Annotated in this window: 13 protein-coding genes and 2 pseudogenes; 7 read left to right on the forward strand and 8 right to left on the reverse strand. The window is 67.1% G+C overall.

Features of this window, described 5'->3' with window-relative positions; all coding sequences use genetic code 11:
• Positions 1 to 77: 77 nt before the first annotated feature.
• Positions 78 to 3,545 (reverse strand): NB-ARC domain-containing protein, encoded by a 3,468-nt coding sequence (locus tag OHA19_RS01990; protein WP_405720582.1) that lies wholly within the window; start codon positions 3,543 to 3,545, stop codon positions 78 to 80.
• A gap of 649 nt (positions 3,546 to 4,194) precedes the next feature.
• On the reverse strand, positions 4,195 to 4,392 hold the full coding sequence (locus OHA19_RS01995; RefSeq protein WP_405720580.1) for a hypothetical protein: 198 nt from the start codon (positions 4,390 to 4,392) through the stop codon (positions 4,195 to 4,197).
• 305 nt (positions 4,393 to 4,697) lie between these two features.
• On the opposite strand from OHA19_RS01995, the pseudogene OHA19_RS02000 reads away from it, so the two are divergent.
• Positions 4,698 to 5,297, forward strand: a pseudogene (locus OHA19_RS02000) (IS30 family transposase); the annotation flags it as partial.
• Here the strand turns inward: OHA19_RS02000 and OHA19_RS02005 are convergent.
• The 4 genes and pseudogenes from OHA19_RS02005 to OHA19_RS02020 all read right to left on the reverse strand — a co-directional run bounded on the left by OHA19_RS02005 (position 5,245) and on the right by OHA19_RS02020 (position 8,457).
• Positions 5,245 to 5,898 carry an IS3 family transposase gene (locus OHA19_RS02005; RefSeq protein ID WP_405720578.1) on the reverse strand — a complete coding sequence of 218 codons (654 nt, stop codon included), beginning with the start codon at positions 5,896 to 5,898 and terminating at the stop codon, positions 5,245 to 5,247. The pseudogene OHA19_RS02000 and the gene OHA19_RS02005 sit on opposite strands and share 53 nt — an antisense overlap.
• Entirely contained in the window at positions 5,895 to 6,203 is a 309-nt protein-coding gene (locus tag OHA19_RS02010; protein WP_176740405.1) for a transposase, read from the reverse strand. Before OHA19_RS02010 ends, OHA19_RS02005 begins: the two co-directional genes overlap by 4 nt.
• Before the next feature lie 942 nt (positions 6,204 to 7,145).
• Positions 7,146 to 7,280, reverse strand: a pseudogene (locus OHA19_RS02015) (IS30 family transposase); the annotation flags it as partial.
• A gap of 46 nt (positions 7,281 to 7,326) precedes the next feature.
• Positions 7,327 to 8,457 carry an IS110 family transposase gene (locus OHA19_RS02020; protein WP_405720575.1) on the reverse strand — a complete coding sequence of 377 codons (1,131 nt, stop codon included), beginning with the start codon at positions 8,455 to 8,457 and terminating at the stop codon, positions 7,327 to 7,329.
• A gap of 208 nt (positions 8,458 to 8,665) precedes the next feature.
• Between OHA19_RS02020 and OHA19_RS02025 the strand changes: the two genes are divergently transcribed.
• Positions 8,666 to 9,049, forward strand: coding sequence for a hypothetical protein (locus tag OHA19_RS02025; RefSeq protein ID WP_266726502.1), 384 nt, complete (start codon positions 8,666 to 8,668; stop codon positions 9,047 to 9,049).
• Positions 9,050 to 9,413: 364 nt separating this feature from the next.
• Positions 9,414 to 10,073 (forward strand): transposase, encoded by a 660-nt coding sequence (locus tag OHA19_RS02030; protein WP_405720572.1) that lies wholly within the window; start codon positions 9,414 to 9,416, stop codon positions 10,071 to 10,073.
• 198 nt (positions 10,074 to 10,271) lie between these two features.
• On the opposite strand, the gene OHA19_RS02035 is transcribed toward OHA19_RS02030, so the two are convergent.
• Complete coding sequence (locus OHA19_RS02035; protein WP_405720569.1) at positions 10,272 to 10,541, reverse strand: hypothetical protein; 270 nt, start codon at positions 10,539 to 10,541, stop codon at positions 10,272 to 10,274.
• A gap of 665 nt (positions 10,542 to 11,206) precedes the next feature.
• Positions 11,207 to 11,797 (reverse strand): TetR/AcrR family transcriptional regulator, encoded by a 591-nt coding sequence (locus OHA19_RS02040; protein WP_405749168.1) that lies wholly within the window; start codon positions 11,795 to 11,797, stop codon positions 11,207 to 11,209.
• Between the two features lie 70 nt (positions 11,798 to 11,867).
• Between OHA19_RS02040 and OHA19_RS02045 the strand changes: the two genes are divergently transcribed.
• The 4 genes from OHA19_RS02045 to OHA19_RS02060 all read left to right on the forward strand — a co-directional run bounded on the left by OHA19_RS02045 (position 11,868) and on the right by OHA19_RS02060 (position 15,607).
• On the forward strand, positions 11,868 to 12,776 hold the full coding sequence (locus tag OHA19_RS02045) for an NADP-dependent oxidoreductase (RefSeq protein ID WP_405720564.1): 909 nt from the start codon (positions 11,868 to 11,870) through the stop codon (positions 12,774 to 12,776).
• A gap of 406 nt (positions 12,777 to 13,182) precedes the next feature.
• Positions 13,183 to 13,944 (forward strand): dienelactone hydrolase family protein, encoded by a 762-nt coding sequence (locus tag OHA19_RS02050; protein WP_405720561.1) that lies wholly within the window; start codon positions 13,183 to 13,185, stop codon positions 13,942 to 13,944.
• Between the two features lie 33 nt (positions 13,945 to 13,977).
• Positions 13,978 to 14,697, forward strand: coding sequence for an IS6 family transposase (locus tag OHA19_RS02055; RefSeq protein ID WP_405720558.1), 720 nt, complete (start codon positions 13,978 to 13,980; stop codon positions 14,695 to 14,697).
• Between the two features lie 334 nt (positions 14,698 to 15,031).
• On the forward strand, positions 15,032 to 15,607 hold the full coding sequence (locus OHA19_RS02060; RefSeq protein ID WP_405749171.1) for a GNAT family N-acetyltransferase: 576 nt from the start codon (positions 15,032 to 15,034) through the stop codon (positions 15,605 to 15,607).
• The last annotated feature ends 109 nt before the right edge of the window (positions 15,608 to 15,716 follow it).

The following is a 15,716-nucleotide window of genomic DNA, read 5'->3' on the forward strand; positions in this document are numbered from 1 at the left end:
GGGACGGTGCGCGCACCGCCAGCCCTAGCTACCCGGCCTTGGGTCAAGGCCCGGTTGCTTATGACCCATTTCCTACGTCAGGACCGTCTTATTGTGGCCTGATCGAGGGAGTATCCGAATAGGCCCTGGTCGCCACCGACGTACAGGGACGTTCCGTCCGGTCCGAACACAATGGCGTGGAGGGAGCTGCGGGTACGCATGAGGGTCAGTGCCTGCTCCTGGCCGGGGTCCCAGATTCGCACCGTCATGTCGGCACCGGCCGACGCGATCATGCTGCCGTCCGAGCTGATGGCCACCGCGTTCAATCGACCGCTATGGCCACTGAGCGTCCGTAGCATCTGGCGGCTGTGCGCGTCCCAGATCTGGATCACTCCACGGTCTTGGCCAGCCGCCAGCCAATTGTCATCGGGGCTGATCGCCACGCAGGTGTTCGCTGCTCGCTCGCCGTCGCGAAGCTCGTGCCGTTCCGCCTGCCACCATCTGTCCCCGCTGTAAATCTCGATACTGGACGATGCGGCGAGCGCGAACCAGGTCCCGTCGGAACTGACGGCCACAGAGTTGGCTCTGCCGAGGCGGTCTGCGAACCCGTACGCCATCGAAGAGCTTCGGCTGCTCGCTGTGCCGTCCCGGTTGACCGTGATAACCGACGTGTTGTCCGGTCGGATGGCCAGTGCTCGGGCCCTGCCCCGCCGACTCGATACCGACTCCTGTTCGGTGATGCGGTTGAACAGGCGTACGGATCCGTCTCTTGCGCTTGTCGCGATCATGGTGCCGTCCGGGCTGACGGCTACCGCGTCGAGGTGGCCACGATGGCCGGCCAGTGTTCCCGTCTCTTCCCCTGTCGCGGGGTTCCATGTGCGGGCGAGCCCATCGTTGCCGGTCGTCGCGAGCCAGGTGCCGTCCGGGCTGATCGCGAGGGTACGCACGGCGACGACCGGGCGTGTTCCGCCGGTCGGCCCTGTACTGACGGACGTGTCAAAGATGCGTACCGCACCGTCTCGGGTGAGGGCGGCAAGCCAAGTTCGGTCGGGGCTGACAGCAATGCTCCGCACGTGATCGATTCCGGCCAGGGCGTTGAGTTCGGCACCGGTCGCGGCGTCCCACAGCCGCACCGTGCCATCAGAGCTACTGGTGGCCACCCATGCACCGTCGGGGCTGATGGATAGGGCGTCCACGGCGCGGGAATGGGCTGCCAGCGTCCGAATCTCGGTGCCGGTATCAGTGGTGTGCAGAGTTACCGTGCCGCTGCTTCTGGCGATGGCGAGCCACCTGCCGTCCGGGCTGACTGTGGCGGCGCGCACTGGTCCCGTACCGCAGGTCACGGTGGTCAGAAGGGTGCCGTCAACGGTATCCCAGGTCCGCGCCGTGCCGGAGGAATCGACTGTGGTGAGCAGGGTCCCATCAGGGCTCACGCCGGTCGCCCGCACGGCGTTCGGGGACCAGGTAGCTGGCGCGCCGGTCGGTAGGGCGAGTGTGTGAAGCCGCCTCCAAGAGGTGGTGCTCCACAGTTGTGTGGTGCCGTCGCGATTGACTGTGGCAAGCCATGCCGCGTTCGGATCCGCGACCAGCGCGGTCACCCAGCTGGTGTTCCCAGCGAGGGTATGCACGTGAGCTCCGGACGCCGTGTCCCACACGCGTACGCTTCCGTCCGCACCGGCGGTGGCCAGCCACGTGTCTGTCGGGCCGATCGTCAGCGTGCTCAGGGGGCCATTCTGGGCTCCTCCCAGGGTCCTGATCTCCGTGTCGGTGCTGACGCTTCGGATGCGGACGGCACCGTCCTGGCCGACGGTGGCGAACCACGTGCCGTGCGCGTTGACGGCCAAGGCGGTCGCGCCGTGGTTCGTGTCGGTGTGGTTGCGCATCAGCAAGGGGTCGGGCAGGTCCGGTGGGGCCCATTTATTGACCAGCGTGGGGTGGGAGGTGGGGAGGGGAATGTGGCGCGTGTCCCAATGGGGAAGCGGCCCAAGTCGGCTGTGGAGCACGGCGTCGAGGGCCTCGGGTGGTTCGGTCGGCGTGAGCACGTGCGCCGCACGGGCCAGATCCCGTGCCATGGTGCGCGCGGCGGGGGTTTGAACGCGATCGAGGTCGCGGATGGCGGCGTTGGGTCCCAGACGCTCCAGGTGTGCCCTGATCCAGCGAAGGTCGCCGGCCAGGGCCAGCGCAACCTCTGTCCGGCCAGCGTCCACAAGGTGTGCGATGAGGTGATCTCGCAGGTAGGGGCTATCGGTCTGCCACCAGGCTCTGTCCACAGGCGCCGTAGTGTCCGAGGCGGAGACAGCTAAGGGCAGGTCCACGGCCAAAGAATCCACGAACGTGCGGTTCACCGCGGGCAAATCACCGGCGAGTTCGGCGCGCTGGTAGTCCCGGACGACGTCGTGGACCCGTATGACGCCTCCGGTCACAGTGGTGTCGAGAGAGAAGAGGGACAAGTCCGCCATCTGCTTGCACAGGGCTCGAGCCCGGGCTTCTTCCAGATGGTCGGTGCCCTGCCAGAGCCGGAGTACCAGGGGTACGGGGATGGGTTCGTCCTCGGCGAAAATGCCGAGTTCGGCGAAGCGTCGTGCGCCGTCGGTCGGCAGCAGGGTGGTGGCGGCCTGAATGCTCGCGCGCACAGCAGCGTTGCGACGCTTGGGATCGTTCAGGTCCAAAGGGGCATCGGGATCGTCGGCACCGGTCGGACCCTGTGCACGTAGCCTGGTCAAGAGCTGGTAGGCAGCAGCGGCGGGGTCGGCGCCGGTGGCGGCCTGGGTGGCCAGACGCTGATTTGCCATGCGTAGGAGCAGCGCCCACCGGCCCGTGGCGTCGACCAGAGCGCGTGCGATTGAGTCAGGCAGATCCAGACCGTGCGTTAGGACAGCCAGTGCCTGTCGCGACGACATCCGGTCAACTGTGACCGCTCTCGATCCCGATGGCAGTACCCCAGGGTTTCGCGTGGTGACCAGCCTGACGCACGTGCGAGAAGCACCTTGCAGGAACGGTGTCAGTTGTTCGGGCTCCCAGACGTCGTCCAAGACGAGCAGCATGCGGGGCCGCTGCGCAAGGAGGCCTGCCAGGTGTTGCCCTGCCAGGTCGGGGTCCTGGCCGATATCTCGTGCGTCGCCGGTGAGATACCGGGTCACCTCGGCCACCTTCGCCGCGATCGCAGATCGACCGCGCACCTCGCGACCGATCGTGACAACGTAAACACGACCGTGGAAATAGCGGCGGACCTTAGGATCCGCGCACACCACGTTGGCCAGCATGGTCTTCCCGAAACCGCCGGCGCCATGGAGACCTGTGGTGATGCCCACTGCCCCACCACCCCGCCGACGGCACACCGCTGTTACAACATCTCTCACCTCGGCCCTGTCCACCACCCAGTCGGGCACCACCGGCGCCGTGGACGGTGGGAGCCCTGCCCCGGAGGGCTGGCCGGCACCGGACCCGCGCAACGCCACGATGAGGGCGACGATGCCCGAGGTGGCTCCCAGCACACTGGCGACGGGATCCGCCTCTCCCCAACCGTCCCGCACCGCCAGCGCGCCCAACCAGACCACCACGGCCACGCAGCAGGCCACCCCTGCATGGACGCCCCAGTCTCTTCCCCGACCCATGGGGATGATCCTCGCCGCCCGCCCCGCGATGCGCCACCACTTCGCCGTAGTCGGCGGCCCGCGACATGTTCATCTCGTCCCGCGCTGCTCCTGGCGGTGAGCGAGCCGAAGCAGCTCGGCCCCGCCCGCGCCACTCGCCTCCTGCGCGCCCTGCTCGTCCTGACGAATCTCGAAGTCAATCGCTGACAGATGATCTACTGCGCAGACTGCCGCCTACGACCAGAGTGAGCGCCCCGAGTATCGGTCACACCGGCCCTTTGACCTGTGACTTCAAGTTGGCGGAGGCTCGATGCTGTGCACTCCCCCATCGCGATGTCGTGCACTCCCGGCCGATGTCGTGCATCGAGTGGAGTCCACCGTCCGGGCATCGGGTGCGGTGGTGCCCACCGAATCGGGTCCACTCCGCACGATGTCGTCCACTCCCGGGCCGGTGACGCCCATCGTGGTGCGCGCACCGCCAGTTCCCTGACGCGTACTGCGGCGCGCGGCGCGCTCCGAGTGGCGCGCGATGCCACCGCTAAGAAGAGCCGGATCGAACCGAGTTCCCGTATCACACAGTCCCCTGGCCGCCGTCTTGACCAACCCCCGATTGTGCGGCAGGTCACAGGAAATTGGCGTGCAGGGCGGTCCTGGCCGGGTGGTGCGCACCGACTCGGGCAGGCGGTGCGCTGGTGCGGCGCAGCGAGGATGTGGTGCGCGCGCCCGGGTCCACCGGTGCGCGCACCATCACCTCCCGTACGTACCCGGTGCGGCCGCCGGGAGCGCACGGCATCGTCCGTACGCGCACCGGTGCGCACATGCCATGCATCGTCACCGCGCGATGCGCGCCACCGGAGCGAGTGGCGCACCGGGTGCCGGAAGGGCGAGCACTCCCCCATCGGCCGGTGCTCGCCGGAGTGGAGTCCACTCCCATCCGATGGCGCCGGGGTGGACTCCACTCCCATCCGGTTGTTCGCCACGGTGGGCTCCACTCTCCGAGTGGGCGCCACTCCCGGCCCGGGACATCGTCGGTCCGGGCGCCGGGTACGCGGTGGAGTCCATCGTGTCCACTCACCTCTGGCGGCGTCGACGCGGACGTGCGGACCGCCACGGGTGGCGAACGGGCACGTCACCCCCGAGGTGATGATCAGCCAACGACCGGCCGAGGCCGAGGACCGGGCAGTCCCGGGACACTGGGAAGGCGACCTCATCATCGGCACCGGCGAGTCCGCGATCGGCACTCTGGTCGAGCGCACGACCCGGTTTACCATGCTGCTGCACCTGCCCCGGATGGAAGGCTTTGGCACCGGGCCGAGGGTGAAGAACGGGCCGGCGCTGGCCGGTCTGGGTGCCGAGGCCGTCAGGGACGCGATCGCCTCCACGATCACCACGCTGCCCGAGCAGCTGCGTCGCTCGTTGACCTGGGACCGCGGCAAAGAACTGGCACAGCATGCCCGGCTCCGCGTCGACACCGGCCTCGAAATCTACTTCGCGGACCCGCACAGCCCGTGGCAACGCGGCACGAACGAGAATACGAATGGGTTGCTGCGGCAGTACTTTCCGAAGGGCACGGACTTGTCCCGATGGCAGACAGACGACCTCGCAGCCGTTGCACTCGCCCTCAACAGCCGCCCCCGCAAAACCCTCGGATGGAAGACACCCGCTGAAGCCCTCAACGAACACCTACTCTTGACTCAAGAAGCCGGTGTTGCGACAACCGATTGAGTCCGGGTTGACAGCCGTGGTCGGCGTGGTGAATGAGCTCACCGGGGGCGACCTCGCGGCTGGCCAGGGCATACTCCAGCGAGGTGAGGACCAGGTCGGCGTCCGCGCGGGCGGAGGTCTCCCAGGCGACCACCCGGCGGGAGAACGCGTCGCGGATCGCGGACAGCCACAACGGCCCCTCCCCGGTGGAGATCATGGTCAAGTCGGTAACCCACAGCCGGTTCGGCCCATTCGCGGTGAAGTCGCGTTGCACCAGGTCAGGGGCCAGATCGGCGTCCGGGTCACGGCGAGTGAAACCCTTGCCCCGGCGGGGGCTGATCCCGGCCAGGCCGGCCTCCCGTATGAGCCGCTCGACGCGCTTCCTGCCGACGTGGACGCCCTCACGCTTGAGGACGGCGTGCACGCGAGGTGAGCCGTGGATCCCGCCGGACTCGTCGTGGATCTGCCGGATCCGCCCGGTCAGCTCGGCGTCCCGGCGGCGCCGTTCGCACGGTTCCTTCTCGGCCTGGCGCCACCGGTAGTAGGTGGAGGAAGGGATGTTCAGTTCCCGGAGTACGGGCTCGACCCCCAGATGCGGGTGCCCGTCAACGAGCGCTGTCACCTGGGCCGGGTCGGGTCGAGCTGGGCCGCGAAAAAAGCCGAGGCCGTCCGCAGTACCTCATTCGCACGCTTGAGCTGGGCATTCTCCTTGCGCAGGGCGGCAAGCTCCTCACGCTCGGCGGTGGTGAGCAGGTCGTCGCGTTCGCCGGCGTCGGCTTCGGCCTGGCGGATCCAGTTGCGCAGGGCCTCGTGGTGCACGCCGAGTTCCTCGGCCATGCGGCGGATCACGGGCTTCGGCTCGGCGGTCCGGTACATCCGTACCGCCCGCTCACGCAACTCCAGCGGGTACTTCCTCGGCGCAGGCATCGTCTGGGCTCCTCTCATGAGACCCATCTGACCTTCTGTCACCCATCCCCACATCTCGGGGGAACCTCAGACCCGCACTGCCCGCACCACCTGGCTCACGGTGGCCGCCCGCCTTCCCGGCGGGGCCGGCGAATCACCGGGGCATACCAGCCCGGACAAACAGCCCGTCGTACGCCACGCTGGTACTGCACGGCCCGGACTGCCGAGTCTCACGGTGTCCCCGCGCCCGGACGACGCACAACGGGCCGTGCCGCAAACCACCACATCCGAGCCCACCGTGCGGCACCCCCAGGCGCGCAGCGGCTCAACCCGGCCCCACCAGCCACCCCGCTGGTGGGGCCGACGCATGCCACGACACGCCCTTCATGAGAGCGACAAGGGAATGTGACGGGAGTCGCTGCCGGGGTCCGTGGGTCTCGAAAAGCCTTGAGAGGTCTCGAAAGATCTCGTGATGCGCAGTGCCAGAGAATCCAGCCAACACTGTACTAGAATGTCTGAAATTTCCCCTTGGTGCTGTCAAGTCCCCTTGCGGAATCACCGGTCTGACGCACCGTCCAACTACACTTCGCACCAACGCAAAAGGAGCCCCGCTTCCTCGACGCGGTTTCCTAGGCCATGGGTCGAGAGGGCTCCTTGCGCGGCGTCCAAGCATCAGCAAGACGGAAGGACTCCGAATGCAGCGTAACGCGAAACCACCCCTTGAGCCCAGCTTCGATGTGGACAGGAGACGTGGACCAATCGCCCGCCACCTGCGGAAATGGCTGGTCAGCCGTGGACAGAGCGTCCATACAAGTTTCATGTGCGGCGTGGCGTACCGGCTCGGCGACTTCGCCACAGGCCTGGTCATCGCCTGGCTCATCGCCCGGTATTGATCGGTCGTAAGCGTCGGGCCCGGGACCGCTGGCGGTCTCTAGGGATCGTCGCAACACGTGGTCGTTTTGGTCAGGCCGCGAGTAGTTTATGCAGGCGCTCGGCTGGGGTTTCCCAGTCGAGCGTTTTGCGTGGGCGGCCGTTGAGTTCGGCGGCGACGGCATGGAGGTGGTCGCGGGTGTGAACCGAGGGGTCGGTGATCTTGGGTGCCTCTGTGTTTGTCAAGCTGGTTGGTGTGGTGGCGTAGGCTCGACTATGGCGGGTCCGGGAAGTGACTTGTCCGAAGAGCCGGCCGACGGGTTGGACCGGCCGCGCTGGATTCTGTAGCCGCCCCCAGTTGTCCTCCCGGGCCCGTCAACAGCGCGCGGCGGCGCTCATCAACGACCATCGTGCGCCAGACGTGATCGGCCAGGCGGCGTTTGAGGCAGCGTTGCGCTTCCCGGGATGTCTTGCCTTCAGCGAGTTTGGCCTGGTAATAGGCGTGGCCCCGCGTGCCGGGCATGCGGATCTGCGTGATGGCCACGGTGTGGAGTGCTGCGTTGAGCTGGCGGTCGCCACGCCTGGACAGGCGGTGGCGTGCGCGGTCGGCGCTGGCGATCTCGATGGGAGCCGTGCCGGCGTACTGAGCGAAAGCACTCGCGGTCGGGAAGCGGTTGGGGTTCCCAGTCCGGCCCAGGAGACGGGCCGCGGTCACGGCCCCGATCCCTGGTGTGTCGGTCAGTCTGCTCTCGGACTCGGTGACCAGCGAGGCCATGGCCTTGGCGTTGTCCTTCAGCTTCATGTCCCAGGTCCGGACCTCGGCGATCAGATCGACGGCGAGGGTATGGCGGGTGAGCTCGGCCGGACCGACAGGGACGACAGACTCCAGCAACTGCTCGGCCTTGGCGGCGGAGAGGTCGCGCGGTGCCCCTCCGGGCAGGAGAGCACGCAGCAGAGCGTGGAGCTGGTTCACCGCGCGGACTCTGGCCTGGGCGAGATTGCTGCGCCGCTCGTCCAGCAGCGCCAGCGCATCCGTTGAACTCTCAGGCTGCACCGGCCTCGCGTCGCCTTGGAGAGCGGCGACGCATGCTGCTGCGGCGGCGTCGATGCGGTCGTTCTTGCGGCCTGCGCCGCGGGAGAGCTGGCGGACCCGTGCGGTGGCGCTGGGCGGAACGTCGACGACCTGTTCTCCCCGGGCGAGCAGCCATGAGGTCAGGTGGAGTCCCAGGCCCCTGGCGTTTTCGATAGCCCATCGCCGCTCTGGCCACTGACGAGCCCAGTCCAGCATGCGCTGGTATTCCTGGAGCGTCGCATCGATTCGGATCGAGGCGTGATCACGATTGGTTCCGGGATCGACAGCCGTGGCTGTGTGCGTGGACTTGTGCGGATCGATGCCGATCAGCATCGGCAGTCCCCTTCCTCGGATGTCGGGTCAGTGGAATCCGCAGCTGACATCCCGACTTCGAGAAACGTGGGGTAGCCGATGGTCATGCCTCTGTTGAGTCAAGCCGCGAACGGGCACCGGGCAGGGCGACCCCTCTCTGTCAGCCTTGGGTGAGACATCCCGTTCTGCGGGGTTAGCCTGAGAGGGCACGACAGGAGAACCGTCCCTTATGCCCAGTACAGAGCCCGTCGGGTCCGAGCCGGCGCCGAGGCCGAAGCGCCGCACTTTCACCTCGGAGTACAAGCTGCGAATCGTCGCCGAGTACGACGCCGCGCCCAGGAACGAGAAGGGTGCGGTCCTGCGCAGGGAACGGCTCTACCACTCGCATGTCAAGGAGTGGCGGGCCGCCCGGGATGCCGGGGCCCTGGAAAACCTGGTCGACCGCCGGACCAGCCCGGCCCGTGCGAAGAAGTCCGCCGCGGAGGTGGAGAACGAAAAGCTGCGGCAGCAGGTGGAGCGGTTGCAGAGGGACCTGGCACGGAACAAGGCCGCACTCGAGGTGATGGGAAAAGCTTCCGCGCTCTTGGAAATGATCTCCGAGAGCGCGGACTGAAGCCTGCCGCCGGCCCTGTCGTGGACGAGGCGTTCACCAGCGTCGAGGTTCAGCTGGGCATCACGGCCGCCTGTCGGCTGACCGGCCGCTCCCGCGCCACGCATTACCGTCGGCTCCGGCCCCCACCACCACGCAGAACACGTGCCCCGCAGATGCAGCCGTCGGCCCTGACGGCCGAAGAGCGTTCTGCGGTACTCGAGTTGATGAACGGCGACGAGTACGCCGAGCTGGCGCCCGCGCAGATCTGGGCCCGCGAGCTGGATGCCGGGCGCTATCACTGCTCCGTCTCGACGATGTACCGGATCCTGCGCGAGCAGGATCAGTCCGGTGAGCGCCGACGGCAGGCCACCCATCCCGCCAAGGCGTGCCCGAGCTGGTCGCCACCGGGCCCTCGCAGGTGTTCACCTGGGACATCACCAAGGCGGCCGGGCCGGCCAAGGGCGTCTGGTATCACGCCTACGTGATCATCGACATCTTCAGCCGGTATATCGTCGGCCACACCGTCGAGCGAGCCGAATCAGCCGTGCGGGCCGAGGAGCTGATCCGCGAGACCATCGCCCGCAACGGCATCGTGCCCCAGACCGTGCACGCGGACCGCGGCACCTCGATGACGTCGAAGAAGGTCTCCCAACTACTGATCGATCTGGGCGTGACGCGGTCGCACTCGAGGCCGAAGGTCTCCAACGACGACCCTTACAGCGAGGCCCAGTTCAAGACCACGAAGTACATGTCGGATTATCCCGAACGGTTCGATTCGCTGGCCCACGCCCGCGAGTGGTTCGACGCGTTCATCGCGTATTACAACCATGAGCACCGGCACTCGGGTATCGGCTGGCACACACCAGCCTCCGTCCACTTCGGGACCGCCGAGGAAGTCCGCGACCAGCGCGCGGTCACCCTCGCCGAGGCATACGCCCGCCACCCCGAACGCTTCGGCCGCCGCCCCAGACCACCCGAGATACCCCAGACGGCCTGGATCAACGACCCGGCCAAACGCAGGGAACCCGCACCACAAACCTCATAGCGTCACGACCGTCTCACTGGACTTGAAATCTTCCGGGCCGAGCATTCCTGCGCTGGCCAGCGCCACAGATGTGGCGACGGCTGTGACCCGAGAACGAATGGACATACTGTCCTCTCTTGGTGGTCTTTCGGCGTACGGAGGGAAGGAGGCTAGCCGCCCCGGTCATGATTCGGTAGGGGTTCCACGAGGCGCGGATCGCTATTTCACCGGCTCCACCGCGCAGCGCTCCGACGTGAACTGCCCGTCCGACGCCCGGACCGTCACCGTGATCTCCCTGGCCGACGTCGCGAGATTGTTGTCGATGATGTCCCCCGACTTCGTTGTCCGCTCCCAGTAGCAGTCCTTCATGCTGCCCCGCGCCTGGTATGTACTCGGCGGAATCGTTTCCTCGTTCTCGCCCGCACCTGCCGACTTGCTCCACACCACGTACGTGCCGTCACTGAACCACCGGTCGTACTTCCCCGACACGGCCTGCTTCAGAACCGCTCTCCACCGTCACTGGCGCCACCGGATCCACCCTGAACGACGCCCTGACCGACCTCACAAAGGCCCAGGAGATCCACCGACCGATCGAGAACGGCAAGGAAATCACAGGGAAGTACGGCATCGGACCCTCACCCGTAGGTCAGTGAACCAACGGGGAACCGGTGGAGATCGGCCGCCGCATCTACCGAGACCGCAGCGCCGACAACGCTGAACCAGCCGCAGATTTCGACGGCAGTGGCGCCCCCTACGTCGATTTTCTCTGCACCAACGCGGTTGCCGGGGGTACCCGGTGAACTCGATTGAGCAGGTCGCGACGCTCGCGACATTCGGTGCCGTATGGGCGGTGCTCGCGGTCGGCCACAACCTGGCTGATCACGTGTTCGGACAGACCGATGTCCAGAGCAGGCGCCAGCGGAGAGCGGCTTTCCAAGGCTGAGCGGAGCGCAACGGATTGCCGTTGGAGCTGGTCCACGGCCAAGCGCGCCGACCACGGTGTCTCGGAAGTCAAGACCGTCCCGATGGCAAGCTGAAGCTCCTCACCCGGGACAACGTGAACCAGTTGCTCGAGTGGATGGAAGTTGAATCCCAGCGTTCGGTGACTTGTCTCAGCTCGCCCCGGCACCTGCCCTACCTGGAGGAACAGTTCCTCACGTACGTCGAGAAGGGCAGGTGGCCTCCCAGGCTGCCTCGATCATCCAAAAGATCTCGTCCACCGCGGCCTCCGGTTCGGCCGCTTCACGGGCCAGCGAATAGGCGTCGATCACGAACCTCGCGATCGTCCGGCTCGCCGTTGCGGTCTGTGACAGTTCGGGATCGGCGGCGATGGCTGTTGCCAGCGTCTCGGCGTGGCGCAGCCTCATCGACTCCTCGTATTTCCGCAGGGCGGGTGATTCGTCGATCATGCGCCAGATCGGGGCGGCGCTGTCCGCCGTGCAATGTCGCACCAGGGCGTGGATCTCGCGGCGTAGTACGGGGATGAGCGGTTCGTGTGGCGCGCGGCCGGTGACCGCCTGCGCGAGGCGTTGCTCGAAGTCCTCGTCCCGCTCGAACACCAGGGCCTCTTTGGAGGCGAAGTGGGAGAAGAGCGTGGTGACGGCCACGTCGGCCTCGGCGGCCACGTCGCGGATGCCCACCGCGTCGTACCCGCGTTCCAGGAAGAGCCGCAGGGCGGTATCAGCGATCTTCTGGCGGGTCGCGGCCTTCTTGCGCTCGCGACGTCCCGGGGGCACGGTCGTCATGCCTTCACGCTATCAGGTACGAAGCTGAAGTTGTTTCAAAACACTAACCGTTAGTGTTACGGTCCATCGCATGAAGAAGGTGAGCTTCGCCGAGTTCGGCGGTCCGGATGTTCTGCAACTCATAGACGCCGAGGAGCCCCACGCGGGCCCCGGCCAGATACGCGTCGCCGTGCGGGTGGCGGGGGTGAACCCCGTCGACTGGAGGATCCGCGAGGGCCAGTTCCAGAAAGAGCGCACTCCGGCGCACCAATCGAACGAGTTGCCCGCCGGAGTGGGACAGGACGCCTCCGGGGTGGTGGACGAGGTCGGCGAGGGCGTTGAAGGGGTAGAGGTCGGCGACCACGTGTTCGGCAGAGGGTCGAGCACCTACGCCGAGTTCGCCGTACTGCGAGCCTGGGCCCGTATGCCCGAGGGTCTGACGTTCGAAGAGGCGGCCGGGTACCCCTCCGTGGTGGAGACCGCGCTGCGGATCATCCGTGAGGTCGGTGTGCGGCCCGGACAGACACTGCTGGTCAGCGGTGCGTCCGGGGGAGTCGGGTCGGCGGTGCTGCAGATCGCCCGCGACCGCGGCATCACGGTGATCGGCACCGCCGGGGCCGCGAACCAGGACCATCTGCGGAGCCTGGGCGCCCTCGCGACGACGTACGGGGAGGGCTGGGCCGAACGGGTGCGGCAGCTCGGCCGGGTCGACGCGGCCCTCGACCTGGCCGGCTCGGGCGTGATCCGCGAACTCGTCGAGCTGACCGGGGACCCGCAGAAGGTGATCTCCATCGCCGATCTCGGTGCGCCGGAGCTCGGTGTCCGCTTCTCAGGCGTGACCGGGAACGTGCCGGATGCGCTCGCCGAGGCCGCCGGCCTCATCTCGCGGGGAAAGCTCCACATCCCGGTCGAGAAGTCGTACACGCTCGCCGAGGCCGCGGCCGCACACATCGACAGCCAGGCCGGTCACACACGCGGGCGCCGGGTCGTTGTCGTCTGAGCCGGTTCCTGCACGGTTGCACGGCCCGGCAAGCTGACCTTGGCGGTGGTGAGCGCGCTGCCCGTCGCCGAGTCCGCCGGGCAGGGATGGCTGCAGGTCTTCGAGCTGGTGCTCACAGCATGCGGTTCGCACAATGACTCATTTCTGCGAGCGTGGCGGCCGTTGCGCTCCACTCCTGCACGTAGTCATGTTGTCGCACCGGATGATCAGGGCTGTGGACTATGTTGTGGGGATGACTACCGGGACGGCATTGCGCCACACACGGATTGGTGACCCGGTGCTCTCCTGAGCACCGTACGGGCCAGTGCGGGCCCGCTGCTCGATCGAGGATCTTGCGCTGCTGCGCGGGCTCCGCCTCCGTCGTGTTGATCACAGGCTCGACACATCAACCACGACAGGAGAATTCATGCCCACCAAGACGTTGCAGATTCCCACCGCGGCCGGCCAGGCCGATGCATTCGCCACCTTCCCCGACCGTGGCGAGCAGCATCCGGGGGTGCTGATGTACGCGGACGGCTTCGGCATCCGGCCCGTGCTGCGGGAGATGGCCCGCGAACTGGCCGGACACGGGTACTACGTGCTCGTCCCCAACCTCTTCTACCGGCACGGCCCGGCACCGGTGGTCGAGCTTCCCGAGCACATCGGAGAAGAGGTCCGGCCCGCGATCTTCGCCCAGCTGATGCCCTTGATCGAGGCGCACACCGCCGAACGTGTTCTGAGCGACGCCGACGCCTACATCAGGTTCCTCACAGCCCAGCCAGAGGTCGGCGCTGGTCCGGTCGCGGTGACTGGCTACTGCATAGGCGGCCTCTTGGCGATGCGCACCGCTGCGGCCCACCCTGGCCAGGTGGCAGCCGTCGCCGCATTCCACGGCCCCGTGGGCGTCGATGGGCCCGACCTCTTCTCCAAGCTCATCGCCCAGGTCCACCTCGGCCACGCCGAAGGCGACATGACGCCCGAGGCCCTCGGCGAGCTCAACCAGGCTCTGGACGCCGCAGGTGTCAGCTACACCTCCGAGATCTACCCCGGCACGATCCACGGCTTCACCATGTCCGACACCGACGCCTTCAGCGCCTCCGGGCTGAAGCGCCACTGGGACCATCTGCTCCCTCTCCTGGACCGCACCCTGGGCAACGGCACTGTCACGTTGACTGACCGGGTGGGATGATCTTCGGGTTGGTCATGCTGGGAGGGGGCGTCCGTGGACAGCGCACCGCCGTCGTACAAGGGGCACCGGTACCCGGTGGAGATCATCGCGCACTGCGTGTGGCTGTACTTCCGCTTCCCGCTGTCGTTCCGCGAGGTCGAGGAGCTGATGCTCGAACGCGGCGTGCTCGTCTCCCACGAGACGGTCCGCCGCTGGTGTACGAAGTTCGGGCAGGCCCACGCCAACGGCCTGGGCCGCCGGCGTGTGCAGCCGGGCGACAAGTGGCACCTGGACGAGGTCTTCCTCAGGATCAACGGTGAGCTGAAGTACCTGTGGCGGGCCGTCGACGCCGATGGCAACGTGCTCGACATTTTGGTCCAGGGCCGAAGGGACAAGACCGCGGCCAGGCGGTTCTTCCACAAACTGCTCAAGAAGACCTGCTCGGTGCCGAGGGTGATCGTCACCGACAAGCTCCGCTCCTACGGCGCGGCCCACCGCGAGGTCATGCCCTCCGTAGAACACTGCGCCCACAAGGGCCTGAACAACCGGGCGGAGAACTCCCACCAGCCTACCCGGCAGCGCGAACGCGCGATGAAGGGCTTCCGCTCCGTCGGCGGAGCCCAGCGGTTCCTGGCCGCGTTCAGCGGTATCTCGCCCCACTTCCGACCACGCCGCCACCTGATGACCGCCACCGAATACCACACCGAGATGACCACCCGCTTCGCCATCCGGGACGAGATCACCGGCGCCACCACCCTGCCCACCGCAGGGTAAGCCAGGCCCCCCACCCGACCCCTACACACCCTGACGCGCCCTCAATCGATCAACACCGCACCAACGTGACAACGCCTCTGCGGTGGCTGGACGAGAACGGGCGTTGGTTCGGCCGGCACTGGGACCTGGCTGCCGGACCCGGAACGGCTGCGGCCGGCCTCCCGTCAGGGAGGCCGGCCGCGGTTGTCGACGAGGGTTAGCTGCAATACCTGCTTCGGCGGTTTCTGTCTGGTTCGACGGAGCGAATCTGACTGCGGACGCGGGTCTGTTGCCGGTGGTCCGGCTGGCGGGTTGGGCTGACCACCGTGGTGCACCAGACCGGTATCGTGAGGAAATGACCTCACCTGACCGTAGCTCAGCCGAACGTGAGGCGGCGGAGGCAATCACCTATCGCGTGGCGGAGAGCGAGAGAGACAAGTCCGCCGTCATCACGGGCGAGTTCAGCTCGGATGCCGTCTTCGAAGTGGTCGGTTCCGAGGGCGGGTTCACCTTTCGGCCCGTCCGACTGGACCCGCCGATTCACAAGGTCTTCCCCGACGACGGGCCCGAGGCCGCCGATGAGACATCGGAGGGCAAGCGGCGGTTTGTCGCGCTGGATGGCGAACTCGTATGCGGCTATGTCGATACGACGTATGAGCCCTGGAACCGGCGGCTGATCATTGCCGATATCGAGGTGGCTGGGCCGTACCAGGGCCGGGGAATCGGGCGGACACTCATGAGTTATGCCTTCGGCTGGGCCCGGGAATGCAGTGCCGGGCACGTGTGGCTGGAAGTGACGAACATCAACGCTCCGGCCATCCGCGCCTATCAGCGGATGGGGTTCACCTTCTGCGGTCTGGACACTTCCCTCTACCGCGGTACCGAGTCCGAGGGGGAGACGGCACTGTACATGAGCCTCTTCCTCAACTGATCCGCTGGCCGGTAGCCGGTCCAGCGCTTGGACATGGAGACACGGATGTCCTCTGAGCTGGGACGATGGGACTTCCTACGGTTCCACGTCCGCAGAGCAAGAGGACACC

The sequence above is a fragment of the Streptomyces sp. NBC_00012 genome, assembly GCF_045040875.1.
In the GTDB taxonomy this organism is placed as follows: Bacteria; Actinomycetota; Actinomycetes; order Streptomycetales; family Streptomycetaceae; genus Streptomyces.